Origin of the sequence: Psychrobacter sp. 219-2-C, assembly GCF_049560815.1 — a bacterium.
GTDB classification, from domain to species: Bacteria; Pseudomonadota; Gammaproteobacteria; order Pseudomonadales; family Moraxellaceae; genus Psychrobacter; species Psychrobacter faecalis.
The window spans coordinates 1,840,922-1,863,101 of record NZ_CP186933.1; the positions used below are offsets into that span (position 1 = coordinate 1,840,922).

Genomic DNA, 22,180 nt, shown 5'->3' on the forward strand with positions numbered 1-22,180 from the left:
CTAAAGGTTATCTAGATTAATGATTACCTTGGTTAAGCTCTTGAGCAAAGGCTTCATCAAAGCTTGCAAAGTCTGTACTATCGGTACTAGCAGACATATCAAACGCTGCATTCAAATCATTATCTTGCAGTTTTTGCTCCGCTTTTTCTTTGCGGGCTTTATGATAAGCAAGACCAGTACCAGCAGGAATCAAGCGACCAACCACCACGTTCTCTTTTAGACCGCGTAGCTCATCAACTTTACCTGTCACAGCTGCCGCCGTTAGGACACGGGTTGTCTCCTGGAACGATGCCGCTGAGATAAAGCTTTCTGTTGCCAAGCTTGCTTTGGTAATACCAAGCAATTGACGCTCATACTTAACTGGGAACTTATCTTCCGCTTCCAGTTTCGCATTCAGCGCTTTGACGTCAGCGTACTCAACCTGGTCACCTTTAAAGTAGCTTGAATCACCACCGTCCGTGACTTCAACTTTACGCAGCATCTGACGAATGATAACTTCGATATGCTTGTCGTTGATTTTCACGCCCTGTAAGCGATAAACGTCCTGAACTTCGTTTACGATATAATCAGCAAGCGCAGTTTGTCCTTTTAGACGTAAGATATCGTGCGGGTTTTGTGGACCATCAGCGATAATCTCACCACGAGCAACCGTCTCGTTTTCGAAAACGTTGATCTGACGCCATTTCGGGATTAGCTCTTCATGGACTTCACCATCTTCATTGGTAATAATGAAGCGATTTTTACCTTTGGTCTCTTTACCGAAGCTGACGACACCGGTCATTTCTGCCATGATGGCATGATCTTTCGGACGACGCGCTTCAAATAAGTCAGCAACGCGTGGTAGACCACCGGTAATATCTTTGGTTCCTGAAGACGCTTGTGGTACACGGCCTAGAATCGAACCGGCTGCTACTTTCTCACCGTCGCTAACACGAATAATCGTTTCAGCTGGTAAGAAGTAAACCACTTCTTTACCTTCGTCAGTGTTCAAGATAATCGCCGGACGTAAGTCTTTGGCTGAGCTTGAACGGTCACGAGTCGCTAGGATTTCAAACGAGCTCATACCAGTGGCATCATCAACTTTAACCGTTGCTGTCGAACCATCAACAATATCACTAAAGCGTGCGGTACCGGCGAACTCTGTGATAATTGGGTGCGTGTGCGGATCCCATTTAGCGATGGTTTGACCACCTTCGACCTGCTCTTCGTTTTTCACAAGAACGCTAGAACCATAAGGTACTTTATAGCGCTCACGCTCACGGCCAAGCTCATCGGTCAATGCCAATTCTGCTGAACGCGATACGATAACCAAATGGCCATCGGTATGTTGTACCGTTTTCATGTTCTCAAAGTGCACTTGACCCGCATTACGTGCCGAGATGCTATTGTCTACAGATGCAGAACTTGCGGCCCCACCAACGTGGAACGTACGCATGGTTAACTGAGTACCTGGTTCACCGATAGACTGCGCTGCCATAACACCGACTGACTCGCCGATATTGACTTTGTGTCCACGAGCAAGGTCACGACCGTAACACTGTGAACAAACACCATGCTCAATATCACACGTGATGACCGAACGTACCCAGATATCATCAATCGCGTTGTTATCAAGAACATTTACCCAATACTCATCGATCAAGGTACCTGCTGGAATCAAGACTTTTGACGCATCATCGTTGTAAGTAACATCACGCGCGGTCACACGACCAAGGACTAGCTCACCGAGCTTCTCGATGATTTCGCCACCTTGAATGTGCGGCTTCATGAGCAAGCCTTCCTCAGTACCACAATCTTCGCTAGTGATAACCAAATCTTGCGCTACGTCAACCAAACGGCGCGTCAAGTAACCTGAGTTCGCAGTTTTTAGAGCGGTATCGGCAAGACCTTTACGCGCACCGTGCGTTGAAATAAAGTACTGCAGTACGGTCAGACCTTCGCGGAAGTTGGCTTTAATCGGCGTCTCAATAATTGAGCCATCCGGTTTTGCCATCAAACCACGCATACCTGCCAACTGACGAATCTGAGCGGCACTACCACGAGCACCAGAATCCGACATGATAAAGATAGAGTTGAACGATTTCTGCTCGTCTTCTTCACCTTTGGCATTGATAACTTTATCAGTTGCCAAGTTATCCATCATCGCTTTAGCGACTTTATCATTGGTACGCGACCAGATATCGACGACTTTATTATAACGCTCACCCGCGGTCACAAAACCTTGCTCGAATTGATCTTCAATTTCGCGAACTTCTGCTTCAGCGGTTTCGATGATTTGTTTTTTCAGCGGTGGAATGACCATGTCATCGATACCGATAGACACGCCAGATAAGGTTGCTTGTGCAAAACCAAGATACATCAATTGGTCAGCGAACATGACACTTTCTTTCACGCCAACTTTACGGTAGCAAGAGTTGATCAACTTAGAGATATTTTTCTTGGTCATCTCTTGGTTACACTCATCAAACGTCATACCTTTAGGCATGATATTCCAGATAAGTAGACGGCCAGCAACGGTATCTTGCATCTTGACTTCTTTGGTCTCATTACCTTCGTCGTCGACATGAGTTTCCGTTACACGCACTTTAATCTTAGCGTTAACATGCAAATCGTTTGAGCCAATCGCACGCAATGCTTCATTAACGGTGGCAAAGATCATGCCCTCGCCTTTGGCATTGATTGATGAACGGCTGATGTAATACAAACCAAGTACAACGTCTTGTGACGGTACGATGATTGGATCACCGTTGGCAGGCGACAAGATATTGTTGGTCGACATCATAAGCGCACGTGATTCAAGCTGTGCTTCTAGGGTCAATGGCACGTGTACCGCCATTTGGTCACCGTCAAAGTCAGCGTTGAACGCGGTACAAACGAGAGGGTGCAGCTGAATCGCTTTACCTTCAATCAATACTGGCTCAAATGCTTGTAGACCCAAACGGTGAAGCGTCGGCGCACGGTTCAGTAGTACTGGATGCTCACGGATAACCATGGCCAGCATATCCCACACTTGTGGCTCTTCACGCTCGACCATCTTTTTAGCGGCTTTAATCGTTGTCGCTAAACCATGAGACAATAGTTTGTTATAAGTAAATGGCTTGAATAGCTCAAGTGCCATTTTCTTTGGTAGACCACACTGATGTAGACGCAGCGTTGGACCTACAACGATGACCGAACGACCAGAGTAGTCAACACGCTTACCAAGTAAGTTCTGACGGAAACGACCTTGCTTACCTTTGATCATATCTGCCAAAGATTTCAATGGGCGCTTATTACTACCGGTAATCGCACGACCACGGCGACCGTTATCAAGCAAGGCATCGACTGACTCTTGCAACATACGTTTTTCGTTACGTACGATGATATCAGGGGCGCTTAGCTCTAATAGACGCTTTAGACGGTTGTTACGGTTGATCACGCGACGATATAAGTCGTTTAGATCTGATGTCGCAAAACGGCCGCCTTCTAGCGGTACTAGCGGGCGTAAATCTGGTGGTAGTACTGGTAAGATATTCATTACCATCCACTCAGGCTTGTTATTAGAATCACGGAATGCTTCTAATAATTTAAGACGCTTAGACATCTTTTTAAGCTTGGTTTCAGAACCCGTTTGCGGAATGGCTTCACGCAGCTCATCAATCTCGATATCTAAATCGATGTCTTTTAATAAATCTTGAACCGCTTCAGCACCCATTTTGGCCGTGAACTCATCGCCAAACTCTTCAAGCGCTTTATAATAATCTTCATCATCAAGCAGCTGATACTTCTCTAAAGAAGTCAGACCAGGCTCGGTGACGATATAGCTTTCAAAATATAGGACGCGTTCGATATCACGAAGCGTCATATCTAGCAAAAGACCAATGCGGCTTGGTAATGATTTTAAGAACCAAATATGGGCAACAGGACTCGCTAGGTCGATATGACCCATACGGTCGCGACGTACTTTCGCAGTAGTGACTTCAACGCCACATTTTTCACAGATAACGCCTTGGAACTTACGGCGCTTGTATTTACCGCATAAACATTCAAAGTCTTTTACGGGGCCAAAGATTTTGGCACAGAACAGACCATCACGCTCAGGCTTAAAGGTACGATAGTTAATCGTTTCGGGTTTTTTAACTTCACCATGTGACCATGATTTGATCACATCAGGTGAGGCCAACGTAATTTGAATACTGTCAAATTCATGGTTACCGTTGCCGGTAGGGCTTTGCATGATATCGAGTAAATCTTTCAAGTTGCTTCTCCGTTATCTTTATAATCATCTGACAGCGTACTATGAGCGCGGCTAAGATGAATGAAGGCAATGAATAGGGTTGAGACAAATCACTAAAAGCAGCAGCAATAAAGCAGACTGCCTTTAGTGGACAACTAAGTTAAACAGCAATTTTGCCTGCGTTGGTTTTAGTTGCTTTGTTTTAACTCAATATTAATACCCAGTGATTTGATTTCTTTGGTCAATACGTTAAATGATTCAGGCATACCTGGATCCATATATTGTTCACCATCGACGATGTTTTTGTACATACGTGTACGGCCTTCAACGTCATCCGACTTCACCGTTAGCATCTCTTGCAAGGTATAAGTCGCGCCATAGGCTTCTAGGGCCCAAACTTCCATCTCACCGAAGCGCTGACCACCGAACTGCGCTTTACCGCCAAGTGGCTGCTGCGTCACAAGCGAGTAAGAACCGGTAGAACGCGCATGCATCTTGTCATCAACCAAGTGGTTAAGTTTGAGCATATACATATAGCCAACGGTTACTTTACGGTCAAACTTCTGACCCGTACGACCATCATACAAGGTCTGCTGACCATCGCGATCCATTCCCGCAAGCTCAAGCAATTCTTTGACTTGATACTCATGAGCACCATCAAATACTGCGGTACCCATTGGTACACCGTCGCGTAAGTTGTCCGCCAGCGCCATGATGTCATCATCACTTAAGCTATCAAGATCAACGCTCTCACCGCCTACTTTGTTATAGATTTTATCTAAGAAATCACGCAAATCTTTAATCGCGGCTTGGGCTTTGAGCATACCGTCAATCTTTTCGCCGAGGCCTTTCGCTGCCATACCCAAATGCGTCTCTAGTACCTGACCGATGTTCATACGCGATGGTACACCAAGTGGGTTCAAGACGATGTCAACGGTATTACCATGTTCATCATAAGGCATGTCTTCAACCGGCATAATGCGCGATACCACACCTTTGTTACCATGACGACCGGCCATTTTATCACCAGGCTGGATACGGCGTTTAACGGCTAGATATACTTTAACGATCTTTTGTACGCCATGCTGTAAGTCATCACCAGCGGTCAATTTGCGTTTTTTCTCAGCAAATTTCACATCAATATCTTTTTGCTTATCGACCAAGTAATCAGCGATTTGGGTCAGACGCTCAGAGATTTCTTCTTCAACCGGCTGGATATCAAGCAAGGTTTCAAGGCTCATCTCTTTCATGTCAGCCAATGCCATGACTGTACCGGCTTTTAGACCAGAACCGCCACTGACTTTTTGACCGTCAAGCAGGCTTGCGATACGGCCACGAGCCGCTTCTTCAAAGATGCGTAGCTCTTCTTTTAAATCTTTACGGTAGCTATCAAGCTGTGATTTTTCAATCGCTTTGGCACGCGCATCTTTTTCAACGCCATCACGGGTAAAGACTTGGACGTCAATGACCGTACCTTTGCTTGATGTTGGAACACGCAATGAGGTGTCTTTCACATCAGCTGCTTTTTCACCAAAGATCGCTCTGAGCAGTTTTTCTTCTGGGGTCAGTTGCGTCTCACCTTTTGGCGTGACTTTACCAACTAAGATATCACCAGCGTCAACTTCAGCACCGATATAAACAATACCTGCTTCATCAAGGCTTGATAACGCCGCTTCACCAACGTTTGGAATATCGGCAGTAATCTCTTCGGTACCAAGCTTAGTATCACGCGCTACACAAGTTAATTCTTGGATATGAATGGTGGTGAAACGATCTTCTTTGACCACTTTTTCAGATAACAAAATCGAATCTTCGAAGTTGTAACCGTTCCAAGGCATAAAGGCAATACGAATGTTCTGACCTAACGCCAATTCACCAAGATCCGTTGATGGACCATCAGCTAAAATATCACCAAAGGCAATTTCATCACCTTGGTTTACAATGATGCGTTGGTTGATACAAGTGTTTTGGTTTGAGCGCGTGTATTTAATCAAGTTGTAGATATCAATACCTGCTTCACCGGCGACCATTTCATCTTCATTGACACGCACGACGATACGCGACGCATCAACGTCCTCGATCACACCGCCACGCTTCGCGATCACACAAACACCAGAGTCACGAGCAACGTGACGCTCCATGCCAGTACCAACTAACGGCTTATCAGCACGTAACGTAGGAACGGCCTGACGTTGCATGTTCGAGCCCATAAGTGCTCGGTTAGCATCATCATGCTCTAGGAACGGAATCAAACCGGCGGCAACCGATACCACCTGACTTGGTGACACATCCATATGCGTCACTTTTTCTGGCGGCATACGTACAAACTCACCATAGCTACGCACACTGACCATTTCATCAGATAGCGCGCCTTCTGCCGTTACTGGCGAATCCGCCTGAGCAATGACCGTACCGACTTCTTCAATAGCTGACAAGTATTCAATTTGATCCGTTACTTTACCGTCAACCACACGGCGATATGGTGTTTCTAGGAAGCCAAAGCTGTTGGTTTTAGCAAAAGTCGCTAATGAGTTAATCAAGCCAATGTTTGGACCTTCAGGTGTTTCAATCGGACAGACGCGGCCATAATGGGTATCATGAACGTCACGTACTTCAAAGCCTGCACGCTCACGAGTCAAACCGCCCGGTCCTAACGCTGATACACGGCGTTTATGCGTCACTTCCGACAATGGATTGTTCTGATCCATAAACTGTGATAACTGGCTTGAACCAAAAAATTCTTTCACTGCTGCCGCTACAGGCTTTGAGTTGATCAAATCTTGTGGTGACAAGTTGTCAGATTCTGCTGATGATAAGCGCTCTTTAACCGCACGCTCAACACGCACTAGGCCGACACGGAATTGGTTTTCAGCCATCTCACCAACTGAACGAATACGGCGGTTACCTAAATGGTCGATATCATCGACTTCGCCGCGACCGTTACGAATTTCAATCAACTCTTTTAGAACGTTAACGATATCATCATTGGTCAAAACACTACGCGCGCGCTGTACATCAGCATCGTCAGTGTCTTCAAACTCTAGACCCAAACGACGGTTAAACTTCATGCGGCCAACGTTTGATAGGTCATAACGATCGGCGTTAAAGAACATGCTTTCAAACAGCTTCTCAGCAGTTTCAACCGTTGGTGGCTCACCTGGGCGCATGACCTTATAAATTTCAATCAAGGCTTCTTCACGGCTTGAGGTGCTATCGGCGCGTAGCGTATCGGCAATATAACTGCCTTGATCGATATCGTTGGTAAATAGAATGCTGAATTCTTTGATAGAATCACTGGCTTCATACGAGCTTAATTTAACCAATAATTCATGATCAATAAGCGTATTGGCACGCGCAATCACTTCATCATTGACAACGATGTCTTCGGCCAAAATGCGCTCGTATAAATACTCATCAGGAATCGCAATTTTGGTCATACCCGCTTCTTCAAGCTGACGGATACGGCGGGCGTTGATACGTTTGCCCTGCTCGACGATCACCTCACCTTCTGGTGATACGATATCAAACTGTGCCATCTCGCCACGCAGACGATCAGCAACCAAATCGATCTCAAACTGCTCTTCGCCTTTATATACTTTTACTTTATCAAAGAACAAATCTAAGATTTCAGAGGTAGTCAGACCAAGCGCGCGTAGAATAATAGACGCAAGTAATTTACGGCGACGGTCAATACGAGCGAAAACCAAATCTTTGGCATCAAATTCAAAGTCTAACCAAGAACCACGGTAAGGAATGATACGGGCGTTGTAAAGCACCTTACCACTTGAATGCGACTTACCTTTATCATGGTCAAAGAACACACCTGGTGAGCGATGTAGCTGTGATACGATCACACGCTCAGTACCATTGATAATAAAAGTACCGTTAGCCGTCATTAGTGGCATCTCGCCCATATAGACACTTTGCTCACGGATGTCTTTAATCGCCGCTTTGCTGTCTTTGTCTTTGCTGTCTTTATCTTTAATAATCAGGCGGATTTTAACGCGCATTGGCGCCGCAAAGGTCGAACCACGTAAAATACACTCACGCTCATCAAACTCAGGCGTGCCTAAATAATATTCAACGAATTGTAGCTCTGCGTTACCAGAGTGACTCTCAATTGGAAAAATAGAAGAAAACGCAGCTTGTAAACCAGTATTCTCACGAGCTTTTGGCTTTTTATGCTCTTGCAAAAATTGCTCATAAGAATCTACTTGGATAGACAACAAATAGGGAATGTCCATCACAGTAGGCAATTCAGCAAAACTTTTGCGAATACGCTTTTTTTCAGTATAAGAATATGCCATCGAGAGTCCTTACAGTAAACGTGGAAACAAATTGAAAGCGCGGCCGACTTGCATCAATACTATTTAATATGAATATCATGCAAACTTGGCAACGTAAACGATAATATAAAACGGATATTCATGCTCATTTAATGACTGCTAATTAATTCACGCGTATAGTGCATAATTAATCCAGTTTATTTAAGCGTAAATCGGCATCTAAGCATGCCTATATGAGTGCTAACACTAAAAATTTCAATGCTTTGCACCTTTTAACTTTGTAGTACTTACGAGTAACCACTGCACCGTATCTAAGACCAATAACTGGCATTTAGATACTATTGATTCTCTTTGTAAATTCACTTAAAGTACTATTGCTACTTCTCTTTTAAAAACCTACTCAGCATCTGCTATCATAAGTAATATCGTCGCTGATATCTACCGTCTACCAGTGCATATACTGACAGTAAAACCTTACCAGATGACTTAATGAACAGCATTTAGATTAAAAATCTGAGATAACTATGAATTTTGAAACAGTGACTTTTGGAATCAGTATAAATTATAGTGTTAATGAAGAGCATGCAGACACAAAAAAACGCCAAACATCGATCGACGTTTAGCTCGTTAACTGATTTCAATAACTACTAAGTGTGCTTGCATGTATATCGTCTGTCCTTTTGATGGGTATCCACCGTGATGTTGCATACGTATGTTGGCAGACACAAAAGGTCAAGCTATGGATTATAATAAAAAAAAGCTGATAATGCAAGGCATTACCAGCTTTTTTTGTACAGCAGTTGAACTTATTTTAGTTCAATAGTTGCACCAGCTTCTTCAAGTTTCTTTTTCAACTCTTCAGCTTCAGCTTTGTTTACGCCTTCTTTGATTGGAGCTGGAGCGCTTTCAACCAAATCTTTCGCTTCTTTCAAGCCAAGGCCAGTCGCTTCGCGAACTGCTTTAATGACGCCAACTTTCTTCTCGCCAAAGCTGGCAAGAACAACGTCAAACTCGTCCTTTTCTTCAGCAGCGGCAGCAGCAGGACCAGCAGCAGCAGGTGCAGCAGCGGCAACAGCAGCAGTTACGCCGAATTTTTCTTCCATGTCGCTGATTAACTCAACGATATCCATTACTGACATTTCAGCGATTGCGTTTAACACATCATCTTTAGATAGTGCCATGAGAACTCTCCGTTATCTGATAAAATTTAGTTGGTTTTAATATCGCTTGGATTGCTTGCCAAATGTTTAAATAGGGTTGGCAATGCAGTGCAATCGGCGATGTCAAAGTTACGTTAAAACAAGCAATTAAGCAGCTTCTTTTGCGTCTTTGATTGCCGCTACCGTGCGAACGAACTTGCCAGGAACTGCGTTCATAGTCTGGACAAGCTTGGTCACTGGTGCGTTCATAGTAGCCATTAGGATAGAGATTGCTTCGTCGCGAGTTGGTAGCTTCGATACGCGCTCTAGCTCTTCTGGACCATAAACCTCACCACCGACTGATACCAATTTGGTCTCTAAAGCTTTGTTATCTTTGCTGAAGTCGAAAACGACTCGAGCAGCAGATCCCAAATCTTCCATAGAGAAAGCCAAAAGTAGTGGACCAGTCATACGGTCTGACATGCTCTCAAACTTAGTGCCTTCAAAAGCGCGTTTTGCTAGGGTATTTTTTACCACTTTCAAAACGACACCTTTATCACGAGCTTGTTCGCGCAGCTGAGTAAGCTTTGCAACACCAATACCGTGATATTCGGCAGCTACTGCTGAGTAAGCATTAGCAGCAACTTCAGACACTTCAGCCACAACTTGTTGTTTTTGCTCTAGCGTTAATGCCATAAGTTGACTCCTTTAATCTTATCAATCCGCTCATTATTTAATATTCTAAAACCAAAGTTTTGGACAATGTAAATAACTTACGACGACTGACTTGATACGACACGTTATTTATAAACCCCATAAAGAGTTCATTCATAACGACTGATTACGGCACCGTTATCAGACTGACATCGAGTAATAATTTGGTATAAATACCAATCTATTGGCTCTTATCAACAACTGGGTGGGTCACCGTCTGCGTAGGACAACTAAGATTTTCACCTGTCGTCGATTAACAAAAGCAGCTTACCATCACAAGTAATCATAAACCGCTTTCTACCTACGGTCTTAGACAGCGGAGCGTTTGCTACGCTGACCTAATTCTTTAAAACAATATGGGCGCTTTATTCAAAATCGTCGAATAAAGAGCAGTTTTTATACAAAAAATTATTTGGCAACGCGGTATGGAACAGGATCAATTGAGATGCCTGGGCCCATAGTGCTAGACAAGGTAATTTTCTTAATGAAAGTACCTTTAGACGTCGCAGGTTTAGCGCGTTTAAGATCAGATAGCAATGCTTGAGCGTTTTGCATAACTTGCTCAGCAGTGAAGCCAACTTGACCGATCGTGGTATGGATAATACCCGCTTTATCAACACGGTACTGTGCTTGACCCGCTTTCGCATTAGTCACAGCTTCAGCAACGTTAGGCGTTACCGTACCAACTTTTGGGTTAGGCATTAGGCCACGTGGACCTAAGATAGTACCTAATTGACCAACCACACGCATGGCGTCAGGAGCAGCAATAACGATATCAAAGTCCATGTTACCGGCTTTGATTTGCTCAGCTAGGTCTTCAAAACCAACGATGTCAGCACCAGCTTCTTTAGCGGCTTCAGCAGCAGCGCCTTGAGCAAATACAGCAACGCGTTTGGTTTTACCAGTACCCGCAGGGAGGTTAGTAGCACCACGAACGACTTGATCAGATTTACGCGGGTCAACGCCCAAGTTTACTGCGATATCGATAGACTCTTTGAATTTAAGAGCTGGCAAATCGTTTAGGATTTGAACGGCTTCTTCAAGAGTGTATAATTTTTCGTTTTCAACGCGCTCAGCGATTAGCTTTTGACGCTTAGTAAGTTTACTCATTTACACACCCTCCACGGTAATACCCATTGAACGTGCAGTACCAGCGATGGTACGGACAGCAGCATCAAGACCAGCAGCGGTTAAGTCTGCATCTTTAGTCTTAACGATTTCTTCTAATTGTGCACGGTCAACTTTACCGACTTTAGCGGTGTTAGGTGTACCAGAGCCTTTAGCGATACCAGCAGCCTTACGTAGTAAGTATGCCGCTGGTGGTGACTTCATGATGAAAGTAAAAGATTTATCGCTGTATACGGTAATCTCAGTAGGAATCGGTAGACCCGGCTCTTGGTTTGAGGTCGCAGCGTTAAATTCTTTACAGAACGCCATGATGTTCACGCCTTTTTGACCCAATGCTGGACCAATCGGTGGTGAAGGATTTGCTTTACCTGCAGGCACTTGCAGTTTGATGTAACCATCAATCTTCTTAGCCATGATACTCTCCTAAATGGGTAATAGCGCCAAATCAATATGGTATGCACCTCATTGACTAACAGCTCCCCGGTTGATGAATGTTTTACCGGTTTAGTCTAGTTTTTCAACTTTACTAAACTCAAGCTCGACTTGCGTCGGGCGATTAAATACGTTTACCGTTAAATGCAGTTTAGACTTCTCATAATCCACTTTTTCCACCAACCCTTTAAAGTCAGTAAATGGACCATCGATAACCAACAACTCTTCGCCTGGCTCAAATAGAGTCTTCGGACGTGGGTCAGCTTCAGTCTGATTTAAACGGTTTAAAATACGGTCGGCTTCTACTTGCGTAATCGGTGCTGGCGTTTCAGGCGTGCCACCGACAAAGCCCATAATACGCGGGCAGTCTTTGACTATATGCCACGTGTTGTCGTTCATTTCCATCTGAATCAATACATAGCCTGGAAAGAACTTACGCTCACTTTTACGCTTTTTGCCGTCTTTCATTTCAACGACTTCTTCGGTAGGTACCAAAACATCGCCGAATGAATCGGCAAATTCACTACGATTGATACGATCAGTTAATGAACGTTGTACTTGCTTTTCATATCCTGAAAACGCTTGGACAATATACCAACGCATATCACGCTCCTGATCAGTAAAGTTAAGTCGTTATAAGTAAATTTGGTTTAATGGACACTAATACGCGTCATTAACCAATAAAAATACCAACGAACCAGTTAAAAAAGTTATCTAATAGCCAAACCAAAAAACCCACAATAGCAATCATGACAATCGTTTGCCATGTGTATTGAAAGGTTTCATCTTTGCCAGGCCATGTGACTCGGCGTAGCTCAACGGCGGCATCTTTTAATAATATTTTAAAAGCGCGGCCTTGATGCGTTAACGCTAAGCAGACCAAGGCAATAATAACTAGAGCAACGATGATACCAATACGCATCCAAACATCATTGGCAGGTTGCCAATAGCCTGGTAAGTATTGATTGACTAAGGTTGCTCCTATCAAAATTACTGCGGCAAGTAGCCACAATACCACATCTTTAACTGAACCAGTTTTAGCAACTTCAACAGCGGTTGTTTGATTATTCGCCGAAACGTGCTTATCTTTGGACAGCATTCCACCAGCCACTGCCTTAGCATCAGATAACTTAGTCTCGAGGTTATCTTGATTATTGCTCATAAAGAACTCACTTCGGAGATGGTGGGGTATGACAAAGATATGATAAGAAGATGGCAGGCGATGTAGGACTCGAACCTACAACCCTCGGTTTTGGAGACCGATGCTCTACCAATTGAGCCAATCGCCTATGGGTGTAAAGGACAGCATTATACAATATTGAGCATAGAATGCAAGCATTTAGGAATAAAATTCTGCTGCGATGCTAATATGACTGTTCTTAAGCGTCATTCTTAAACCATTTATATGAGAAATATAAAAATTAATCATAAAGGGTGCTAATGAATCGCAGCGTTAATATAGCAAGCTCGGTTAAGAATTACAATAGACACCGAGCAGATAATAAGCGCTTTTTAAGGTACATGTATAAACCCATATAAGGTGAGATTGGTTTTTGTCTGCCCTACTCTTCTACTATAGTGAGTGAAAAGTAATATAGATACATCACACACTGCTGATATCAATTTTTCTTGCTAGCTGTGCCTGCGCAGACAGAGGCTACAAAAAATTGATATCAGCAATACCGTCGCTTTTTTAGTATATCTTGACTATATGTTTTTTTAACCCCTTATCCTCATTCATATCCCACAAAAAAAGCCACCCTTTATCAGGATGGCTTTTTTCTTACTGCTTAACGCTTAGATAACTCTATAGCGTTAGGGTTTTGATGCTTAGCTAAGGACGTTAGCAACAACACCAGCGCCTACGGTACGGCCGCCTTCACGAATTGCGAAGCGAAGACCTTTGTCCATAGCGATTGGGTGGATAAGCTCTACGCCCATCTCAACGTTGTCACCAGGCATAACCATTTCAGTACCGTCTTGTAATTGGATTGCGCCAGTTACGTCAGTGGTACGGAAGTAGAACTGTGGACGATAGCCGTTTAGGAATGGTGTGTGACGACCACCCTCTTCTTTTGACAGTACGTATACTTCGGCGTCAAATTTAGTATGAGGGGTGATTGAACCTGGCTTGGCTAGTACTTGGCCACGTTGTACGTCTTCACGCTTAGTACCACGTAGTAGTACGCCACAGTTTTCGCCTGCACGACCTTCGTCTAGCAGTTTACGGAACATCTCTACACCAGTACAGGTGGTTTTTTGGGTGTCACGGATACCGACGATTTCGATTTCGTCACCAACACGTACGATACCTGATTCAACACGACCGGTTACTACGGTACCACGGCCTGAGATTGAGAATACGTCTTCGATTGGCATTAGGAATGCTTTGTCAACGTCACGCTCTGGCTCTGGGATGTAGGTGTCTAGGATGCCTAGTAGTTCTACAACGGCTGGTTGGCCGTATTGACCTTCGTCGCCTTTAAGGGCTTGGGTAGCTGAACCTTTTACGATTGGGGTGTCGTCGCCTGGGAAGTCGTAGTCGTTAAGAAGTTCACGAACTTCCATTTCTACTAGCTCAAGCAATTCTTCGTCATCAACAAGGTCACATTTGTTCATGAAGACGATGATGTACGGTACGCCAACCTGACGTGATAGCAGGATGTGCTCACGGGTTTGTGGCATTGGGCCGTCAGTTGCTGATACGACTAGGATTGCGCCGTCCATTTGGGCTGCACCGGTGATCATGTTTTTAACATAGTCGGCGTGACCTGGGCAATCAACGTGGGCGTAGTGACGGGTTGGGGTGTCATATTCTACGTGTGAGGTGTTGATGGTGATGCCACGTGCTTTTTCTTCTGGTGCGCTATCAATAGCGGCGTAGTCTTTGGCTTCGCCACCAGAGGTGATTGCGGCTACGGTTGCGATAGCGGCAGTTAGGGTTGTTTTACCGTGGTCAACGTGTCCGATGGTACCGACGTTGACGTGTGGCTTGCTGCGTTCAAACTTGGCCTTTGCCATGGGTATTTCCTCTTTATTTGGGGTCAAGTAGTTAACTGCTAAACATGCGCAAGTTAAGGGATACCGACCACATTAAGATAATTGTTAAAAGGTTGCACATACAATGTGCAGATATTATAAGAAAATCGCGACCAATAACAAGTCTTTTAACCAATTATTGGCGCAATCTCTACGGACAATAGAGAGATTGACTCAATATTGTCCTATTAATACGTAATATTTACTCGTCTTCATCTTTAGAGTTGAATTTAGAGATGATAGATTCTGCAACTGATTTTGGAATCTCAGCGTACTTTTGGAATTCCATTGAATAGGTTGCACGGCCTTGCGACATAGAACGCATTTGCGTGGCGTAACCAAACATTTCTGCTAATGGTACTTCTGCACGAATCTGCTTAGTGCCACCAGGTAAGTCTTCCATACCTTGAACCATACCACGGCGGCGGTTTAAATCGCCCATGATATCGCCCATATAGTCTTCAGGCGTTTCAACTTCTACTTTCATTACTGGCTCAAGTAGGGTTGGGTTTGCTGCCATGAAGCCTTTACGGAATGCAATAGAACCAGCCATTTTAAATGACAACTCATCCGAGTCAACATCATGGTAAGAACCATCATACAAGGTCGCTTTAACGCCAACAACTGGGTAACCTGCAAGTACGCCGTTTTTCATGCGCTCTTGGATACCTTTGTCGACTGCACCGTGGAATTCTTTTGGTACGGTACCACCAACAACTTCTTCAGCGAATTCATATAGAACATCGCCCGCTGGATCCATAGGCTCAAGACGTAACCAAACGTGACCGAATTTACCGCGACCACCAGTCTGACGTACGAATTTACCTTCTTGCTCAACCACGTTACGAATAGTTTCACGATAAGCAACCTGCGGCGCACCGATGTTCGCTTCAACGTTAAACTCACGTTTCATACGGTCAACAAGAATCTCTAGATGCAGCTCACCCATACCACTGATAATGGTCTGACCAGATTCTTCGTCAGTATGGACGCGGAATGATGGGTCTTCTTTTGCCAAACGGCCCAAAGCAATAGACATTTTTTCTTGGTCAGCTTTGGTCTTAGGTTCAACAGCTAGAGAGATAACTGGATCTGGGAATTCCATACGCTCTAGCGTGATGACGTTGTTTTCGTCACATAGCGTATCACCAGTAGTGACGTCTTTCATACCAACTAAGGCTGCAATATCACCCGTGCTGATTTCTTGTAGCTCTACCTGAGCATCTGCCATCATCTGAACGATACGGCCAACACGCTCGCGCTTCATTTTAACAGGGTTATAAACGCTACTACCTTGTTTTAGAACACCTGAATACACACGAACGAAGGTTAAGTTACCAACGAACTTGTCGTTCATGATTTTGAACGCTAGTGCTGCGAACGGCGCGTCATCAGAGGCTTCACGCGTACCTTCAGTTTCATCTTTGTCGTCAAGGATACCGCGGATAGCAGGTACATCCATTGGCGCAGGTAGATACTGAATAACGGCGTCCAACATCTTTTGTACACCTTTGTTTTTAAAGGCAGTACCACAAAGAAGTGGAATGATTTCGTTGTCGATGGTCAATTGACGAATAGCGTCGTTGATCTGCTCTACCGTCAATTCGCCATTTTCAAGATACTCATTCATGAGTTCTTCTGAGGCTTCAGCAGCGTTTTCTACTAGATACTCACGGTACTCTTCCGCTTTTTCTTGTAGTTCAGTTGGGATTTCGCGCTCTTCGTACTTCATCCCTTGAGACGCTTCGTCCCAATAGATAGCTTTCATGGTCACAAGATCCACAACGCCTTCAAAGTCGTCTTCTTTACCAATTGGAATAACCAACGGCACTGGCTTGCCACCTAGACGAGTTTTGATTTGTTCTACCACACGGTAGAAATCAGCACCAACACGGTCCATTTTGTTAATGAACGCTAAGCGTGGTACTTTATATTTGTTTGCTTGACGCCATACGGTTTCAGACTGTGGCTGAACCCCGCCTACCGCGCAATAAACCATACAAGCACCATCAAGAACACGCATAGAACGCTCAACTTCAATCGTGAAGTCAACGTGGCCTGGGGTGTCAATGATGTTGATACGGTGTTCAGGGAACTGCTTTGCCATACCTGACCAAAAACAAGTCGTCGCCGCAGAAGCAATGGTAATACCGCGCTCTTGTTCTTGCTCCATAAAGTCCATGGTAGCTGCACCATCATGGGTTTCGCCAAGCTTGTGGCTAACACCGGTATAGAACAAAACACGCTCAGTAGTGGTCGTCTTACCAGCATCAATGTGCGCTGAGATACCAATATTGCGATAGCGCTTTAGGGGAGTTTTACGAGCCATAGTGTTTTCCTAGGGAAATTCGTGTATATATTAATGTGTTGTGTCTCTACCTCATACTCTATGACAAAGCCATGAGACCATGAACTTTGCATATTACTTACTGTTTATTGGGCCAAATACGGACAAAAAAAGAGCAAATATTAAGAATAGTGCGGCATCAAATTTAGGAGACTTCTTTTAAGCGGTGCATATTTTTTGCAGGCTTTATGAAAAAGCATCCCTTACAAAACAGCATCTTGACAGATGTCCGCCATCTAAACTGTTTAATACCTTCTCAGCTTTTGAGGAAAAATTAAACAACCCAATAATGATGGCGGCAATCAATAGAATAAATCAACAATATCAGGATTAACTGATCGAAACCGTTAATCCTAAGCATTTAAACCAGTTTTAAAAATAAAACCAGCTTAGAAGCGGTAATGAGAGAATGCTTTGTTAGCATCTGCCATGCGGTGAACTTCGTCACGCTTTTTCATAGCATTACCTTTACCGTCAGCAGCATCATTCAATTCGCCTGCAAGACGCAAAGCCATTGATTTTTCAGAACGCTTAGCAGCAGCTTCAGCTAACCAACGCATAGCCAAGGCAGTACGACGGGAGGGGCGTACTTCCATTGGTACTTGATAAGTTGCACCACCAACACGGCGAGCTTTTACTTCGACCATTGGGCGGACATTTTCTAAAACTTCTTCAAAGAAAGCGACTGGATCTTCGATGTTGCGCTTTTGGCCTACTGTCTCAAGAGCACCATAAACGATACGCTCAGCAGTAGATTTTTTACCATGACTCATGACATGGTTGATGAATTTTGCAACAGTTTGGCTACCAAACTTAGGATCCGGTAGGATCTCACGGGCAGCAACGACGCGACGTCTTGGCATAATAATAATCCTTTTCTTCAGGAGTGTCTGACATTCACAATCTCGCACCAATTACTATTGGATGGCGTTATATCGAGTTGTCAGTCAGCCTTACTGCATGGCGGTATGTTATAGCGTCAATTAATAACTTAAAAATACAGCTAACACCAGTCCCATGCACAGTTAATGGGTGATACAAATCAGCTTATTTAATAGCAATTAGCTATTAAACTTTAGGCTTCTTCGCACCATATTTAGAACGACCTTGCTTACGGTCTTTTACGCCTGCGCAGTCAAGTGCACCGCGAACGGTGTGATAACGTACACCTGGTAAATCTTTTACACGACCACCACGGATAAGAACAACACTGTGCTCTTGTAGGTTATGACCTTCACCACCGATGTAGCTTGATACTTCATAGCCTGAAGTCAAACGTACACGACATACTTTACGCATGGCTGAGTTAGGTTTTTTAGGGGTAGTAGTATATACGCGAGTACATACACCACGGCGTTGTGGGCACGCTTCCAACGCAGGAACTTTTGACTTTTCCTTGATGGTTTTGCGACCTTTACGAATCAATTGGTTAGTTGTTGCCATAAGGCATCCTTCTCCCGTTTGGTATAAAACAAAAAAATGGGCTAATGCGCCAGCAATCTGACATTAACGACAGATTTCGGAACACCCATTTTTAGGACAGTGTATTATAAAGAGTTGTTGCTGCTATTTCAACCACTTATGAGCGGTTGTCCTTTACAACATTCGATAGATGTGCATGAGCAAAGATTGTAGCAGACTTAACGGTAAGCAACAGATTTTAAGATGAGCAATTGTTTCATTGCAAGATGGTAAAATCGATGTTTCCTATTAATGGAGTTGGTTGTTTATTTTTCAAGGCAAAGTTTGAATTTTAGATACTTTTTTAGCCTTAAAACCCCTTCACAAAAAAGACATTCTCATAAATAAAGACATACTCATAAAAAAGGCATAAGCCGATTTATATCAGCTTCTGCCTTCATACAGTAAATTATAGTTACATCACTATAGACTAAAACGTTAATCTTTTTTACTTGCCTGAGCTTTTTTGTAGTTTTCATCTACTGACTCTTCATCAGTGGTTTTTGACACCGGCTCTGAGGCGGCTTTTACTTCGCTTTCTGTTTGGTCAGCTTTAGATTTATCGTCGTCAGTCTTAGATTTGTTGTTTTTAGCTTTAGACTTATTGTCGTCAGCCTTATCTGTGTCTTTTTTTGCATTGTCAGATTTAGGGCTTTGCTCCTCATTCTTACTGTCGGTGTTCTTCTTCACCTGCGCTTCGCTACTGCTATCGTCAATAATGGCACGGTTAGCAAGTTTGGCTTCTGGTGCAAATGTCGCTTGTGCCACGCCGATCACCTCATCAATCAGCTGGCTGTTGTAGCGCATACCAACGATGATGGCAGTGGCTGGTAAAAAGCGGCGTACCCATGATAAGTTGATGTTATCTAAGTTAATGCCAACTTGGCTGGCAATATTATCTACTTGTTCGGCATAAAAATTGACGTTTTTATTTTTCAGACCAAGGTTTTTAAGCTCATTATGCAAACCATTGCTTTGCGCATTATCAAGCAAGCCTTTACCAATACCGATACCAGCTAATAAAGCCTGCTTCTCTTGCATTTTGCTCAAATCGGCACTTGCCAGTAATTCATAAGCCATTTTGACGCCTTGCTTACCAGTCAATGGCTTATTATAAATAGCGCCTAGCTGATAAACGGTACGTAATGAGACAAGTAACAACCATAAAGTATCAGCAAGTAAGCCTGGTAGGCCTGCTAATCCTGTTAAGCCGCCCAATGTCGCCAAAGCACGGTTTTGATTAGCGATATCCGTTGCTAGAGCATAACGCTCTTCGTCATCTAAGTTTGCAATATTAGCGAAGCGATGCTGATTTGGCAGGTCAATCTGACTCCAATTGGACGCAAGCTTGGCAATCTGCGCAAAAGCACCATCGACCGTCGAATCAAACAAGCTGTTTGGCACTATTTTTTTGGCATACTTGCCATAAGTAGCAAAACGCGTACCCAATAACTGCTGGGTGGCTTTTAAGGTTTGCTCGCGAAACAAATCCTGCTGATAGTCTTCATCGCCGAGATTTACTGCTTTAAATTGGCGCGGTTTGCCGCTTTTGGCATTGACGCTATCAATCATTGCGCCCATACGTTCCAAATTACCACGAGTAAAAGAACCAACGCTGCTGATGCCTTTAAATAGTGTGCTAGGCTTTGCCATCTTTATATCCTTAATGTGATGAGTGTTTGTTATTAATATTATTTATAAGAGCTATTTAACAGAACTTTGCAAATTGACTGCTATTTTAGCCAACGCTTACGATAAATGTCAGTGCCAACAATGTTATCACTATCGTCAATTTTGTATCAAAAAGTATCGCTTATCTTAAACCATACATGGCGTCAGCATATATTAAATGCGTCTTAGCTGAAAATAATTTTTACTATGTTAACGGAAATTCTACTGCCATTGCTGCTTTAACACGGCCAAAAACTTTATCTGCTTTGATAATAAGTTCATTTAAAAATAAAGACCATTTTGGCGTTATTTTACACTTACGCCAAGATTTTAAACCGTTGATACGTTATTATATGCCATCACTCAAAGTACAGTTGTACTTTTATTTATCGAACAGCATTTAAGCAGCCTATTGTAGGTTTTGCGCACTAAAATGACTGTCAAATAAGCATTTAAAAGCGATTGTTAAAGGTCATTATCAAAAAATCGTTACTCATAAGGAATAGAATATGCGCCGCGTTGTTATCACTGGAGCAGGGATTGTCTCTTGTATCGGACATGATTTGGCGACTGTCACCGATGCTCTTAAACAAGGGCGCTCAGGTATTACGTTCAATGAATCGTATGCTGAGCACAACTTTAAATCACAGGTTAGCGGTAGTATTGATCAAGCAGAACTTGATACCTCGGGCATTGACCGTAAATTGAAGCGTTTTTTTAGTGATGCCAGCCTTTATGCTTATGTCAGCGCGTTAAACGCCATTGAGCAATCAGGCTTGCCCCTTGAGACTATTAACAATAACCCGCGCGTGGGTGTGGTCGCAAGCTCGGGCGGTGCGTCAACTGAAAACATCGTCAATGCCGTCGATGCAATGCGCGAAAAAGGTTTGCGCGGTGTCGGTGCGATGGCGGTACCAAAAACCATGGGCAGCTCGGTATCAGCGGCGCTTGCAACGGGGTTAAAAATCCAAGGGATTTCTTATTCATTGAGCTCTGCGTGCGCAACGTCGACGCATTGTATCGGTCATGCCGCCGAGCTTATCCAGCTTGGCAAAGCCGATGTGATACTTGCTGGCGGTAGTGAAGCGGAACATTGGACGCAGTCGTGTATGTTTGATGCGATGGGTGCGGTCAGTACACAGTATAATGACACGCCAACCCTTGCTTCTAGAGCCTACGATAAAGACCGCGATGGCTTTGTAATTGCCGCAGGCGGGGCGATGGTGGTGGTTGAAAGTCTTGAGCACGCCCAAGCGCGCGGTGCCAATATTTTGGCTGAAATCGTCGGTTATGGCGCCAGCTCCGATGGTGCTGAAATGGTTGCACCAAGCGGTGAAGGCGCTGTTCGCTGTATGCAACTCGCCCTTGCTGAAGCAGGTTTAGAGAGCGTTGACTACATCAATAGCCACGGCACCAGTACGCCGCTAGGAGATGTGACTGAGCTTAAAGCTATTGCCAAAGTGTTTGGTGATGATGTCAGTCAAGTCCCTGCTATCAGCTCAACCAAATCAATGACCGGTCATAGCTTGGGTGCCGTCGGCGCGCAAGAATTGATTTATTGCTTACTGATGCTACAAGAAGGCTTTATCGCGCCTAGTATTAATATTACCGAATTAGACCCTGCGGCTGAAGGCTTTGATATTGTCACCGAAAAGCGTGACGTTGCGCTTAAAACGCTTATGAGCAATAGCTTTGGCTTTGGTGGTACTAACGCCACTCTTATTATTAAAAAGTTTGATGCTTAACT

Annotated in this window: 14 protein-coding genes and 1 tRNA gene; 1 reads left to right on the forward strand and 14 read right to left on the reverse strand. The window is 44.0% G+C overall.

What is annotated here, in order from left to right; translation table 11 throughout:
• Positions 1-16 precede the first annotated feature (16 nt).
• The 14 genes from rpoC to ACPEGP_RS07535 all read right to left on the reverse strand — a co-directional run bounded on the left by rpoC (position 17) and on the right by ACPEGP_RS07535 (position 20,415).
• On the reverse strand, positions 17-4,237 hold the full coding sequence (gene rpoC / locus ACPEGP_RS07470) for a DNA-directed RNA polymerase subunit beta' (RefSeq protein WP_102077692.1): 4,221 nt from the start codon (positions 4,235-4,237) through the stop codon (positions 17-19).
• Between the two features lie 167 nt (positions 4,238-4,404).
• Entirely contained in the window at positions 4,405-8,523 is a 4,119-nt protein-coding gene (gene rpoB, locus ACPEGP_RS07475; protein ID WP_068405086.1) for a DNA-directed RNA polymerase subunit beta, read from the reverse strand.
• Between the two features lie 785 nt (positions 8,524-9,308).
• A complete protein-coding gene (gene rplL / locus ACPEGP_RS07480; RefSeq protein ID WP_068405083.1) occupies positions 9,309-9,683 on the reverse strand; it encodes a 50S ribosomal protein L7/L12 in 375 nt (124 codons plus the stop codon).
• 126 nt (positions 9,684-9,809) lie between these two features.
• Entirely contained in the window at positions 9,810-10,337 is a 528-nt protein-coding gene (rplJ, locus tag ACPEGP_RS07485) for a 50S ribosomal protein L10 (protein ID WP_025652244.1), read from the reverse strand.
• A 426-nt stretch (positions 10,338-10,763) separates the two neighbouring features.
• The gene (gene rplA, locus ACPEGP_RS07490) at positions 10,764-11,465 is read right to left on the reverse strand and encodes a 50S ribosomal protein L1 (protein WP_068405082.1); all 702 of its coding nucleotides are present in this window, start codon (positions 11,463-11,465) and stop codon (positions 10,764-10,766) included.
• Positions 11,466-11,897: a 50S ribosomal protein L11 gene (rplK, locus tag ACPEGP_RS07495; protein ID WP_068405081.1), complete on the reverse strand. Its 432-nt coding sequence runs from the start codon at positions 11,895-11,897 to the stop codon at positions 11,466-11,468. It lies immediately after the preceding gene.
• A gap of 90 nt (positions 11,898-11,987) precedes the next feature.
• Positions 11,988-12,518, reverse strand: a complete 531-nt coding sequence (gene nusG / locus ACPEGP_RS07500; RefSeq protein ID WP_068405079.1) for a transcription termination/antitermination protein NusG — start codon at positions 12,516-12,518, stop codon at positions 11,988-11,990.
• Between the two features lie 70 nt (positions 12,519-12,588).
• The gene (gene secE / locus ACPEGP_RS07505; RefSeq protein ID WP_068405077.1) at positions 12,589-13,077 is read right to left on the reverse strand and encodes a preprotein translocase subunit SecE; all 489 of its coding nucleotides are present in this window, start codon (positions 13,075-13,077) and stop codon (positions 12,589-12,591) included.
• 51 nt (positions 13,078-13,128) lie between these two features.
• Positions 13,129-13,204: transfer RNA gene (locus tag ACPEGP_RS07510), tRNA-Trp, on the reverse strand.
• A 541-nt stretch (positions 13,205-13,745) separates the two neighbouring features.
• A complete protein-coding gene (gene tuf, locus ACPEGP_RS07515) occupies positions 13,746-14,936 on the reverse strand; it encodes an elongation factor Tu (RefSeq protein ID WP_068404023.1) in 1,191 nt (396 codons plus the stop codon).
• A 220-nt stretch (positions 14,937-15,156) separates the two neighbouring features.
• A complete protein-coding gene (gene fusA, locus ACPEGP_RS07520) occupies positions 15,157-17,283 on the reverse strand; it encodes an elongation factor G (protein WP_191692399.1) in 2,127 nt (708 codons plus the stop codon).
• Between the two features lie 407 nt (positions 17,284-17,690).
• Positions 17,691-18,164 carry a 30S ribosomal protein S7 gene (gene rpsG / locus ACPEGP_RS07525; protein WP_068405119.1) on the reverse strand — a complete coding sequence of 158 codons (474 nt, stop codon included), beginning with the start codon at positions 18,162-18,164 and terminating at the stop codon, positions 17,691-17,693.
• A 205-nt stretch (positions 18,165-18,369) separates the two neighbouring features.
• Positions 18,370-18,744: a 30S ribosomal protein S12 gene (rpsL, locus tag ACPEGP_RS07530; protein ID WP_011281154.1), complete on the reverse strand. Its 375-nt coding sequence runs from the start codon at positions 18,742-18,744 to the stop codon at positions 18,370-18,372.
• 456 nt (positions 18,745-19,200) lie between these two features.
• Positions 19,201-20,415, reverse strand: coding sequence for an EcsC family protein (locus ACPEGP_RS07535; RefSeq protein ID WP_423813052.1), 1,215 nt, complete (start codon positions 20,413-20,415; stop codon positions 19,201-19,203).
• A gap of 527 nt (positions 20,416-20,942) precedes the next feature.
• Here ACPEGP_RS07535 and ACPEGP_RS07540 point away from each other — a divergent pair.
• Positions 20,943-22,178: a beta-ketoacyl-ACP synthase II gene (locus ACPEGP_RS07540; protein WP_423813053.1), complete on the forward strand. Its 1,236-nt coding sequence runs from the start codon at positions 20,943-20,945 to the stop codon at positions 22,176-22,178.
• The last annotated feature ends 2 nt before the right edge of the window (positions 22,179-22,180 follow it).

Excerpts from the sequence above, each read along its gene's own strand:
- rpoB (WP_068405086.1), bottom strand. The coding sequence starts at position 8,523 with ATGGCATATTCTTATACTGAAAAAAAGCGTATTCGCAAAAGTTTTGCT.
- rplL (WP_068405083.1), bottom strand. The coding sequence starts at position 9,683 with ATGGCACTATCTAAAGATGATGTGTTAAACGCAATCGCTGAAATGTCA.
- rplJ (WP_025652244.1), bottom strand. The coding sequence starts at position 10,337 with ATGGCATTAACGCTAGAGCAAAAACAACAAGTTGTGGCTGAAGTGTCT.
- rplA (WP_068405082.1), bottom strand. The coding sequence starts at position 11,465 with ATGAGTAAACTTACTAAGCGTCAAAAGCTAATCGCTGAGCGCGTTGAA.
- rplK (WP_068405081.1), bottom strand. The coding sequence starts at position 11,897 with ATGGCTAAGAAGATTGATGGTTACATCAAACTGCAAGTGCCTGCAGGT.
- nusG (WP_068405079.1), bottom strand. The coding sequence starts at position 12,518 with ATGCGTTGGTATATTGTCCAAGCGTTTTCAGGATATGAAAAGCAAGTA.
- secE (WP_068405077.1), bottom strand. The coding sequence starts at position 13,077 with ATGAGCAATAATCAAGATAACCTCGAGACTAAGTTATCTGATGCTAAG.
- tuf (WP_068404023.1), bottom strand. The coding sequence starts at position 14,936 with ATGGCAAAGGCCAAGTTTGAACGCAGCAAGCCACACGTCAACGTCGGT.
- fusA (WP_191692399.1), bottom strand. The coding sequence starts at position 17,283 with ATGGCTCGTAAAACTCCCCTAAAGCGCTATCGCAATATTGGTATCTCA.
- rpsG (WP_068405119.1), bottom strand. The coding sequence starts at position 18,164 with ATGCCAAGACGTCGCGTCGTTGCTGCCCGTGAGATCCTACCGGATCCT.
- rpsL (WP_011281154.1), bottom strand. The coding sequence starts at position 18,744 with ATGGCAACAACTAACCAATTGATTCGTAAAGGTCGCAAAACCATCAAG.
- ACPEGP_RS07535 (WP_423813052.1), bottom strand. The coding sequence starts at position 20,415 with ATGGCAAAGCCTAGCACACTATTTAAAGGCATCAGCAGCGTTGGTTCT.
- ACPEGP_RS07540 (WP_423813053.1), top strand. The coding sequence starts at position 20,943 with ATGCGCCGCGTTGTTATCACTGGAGCAGGGATTGTCTCTTGTATCGGA.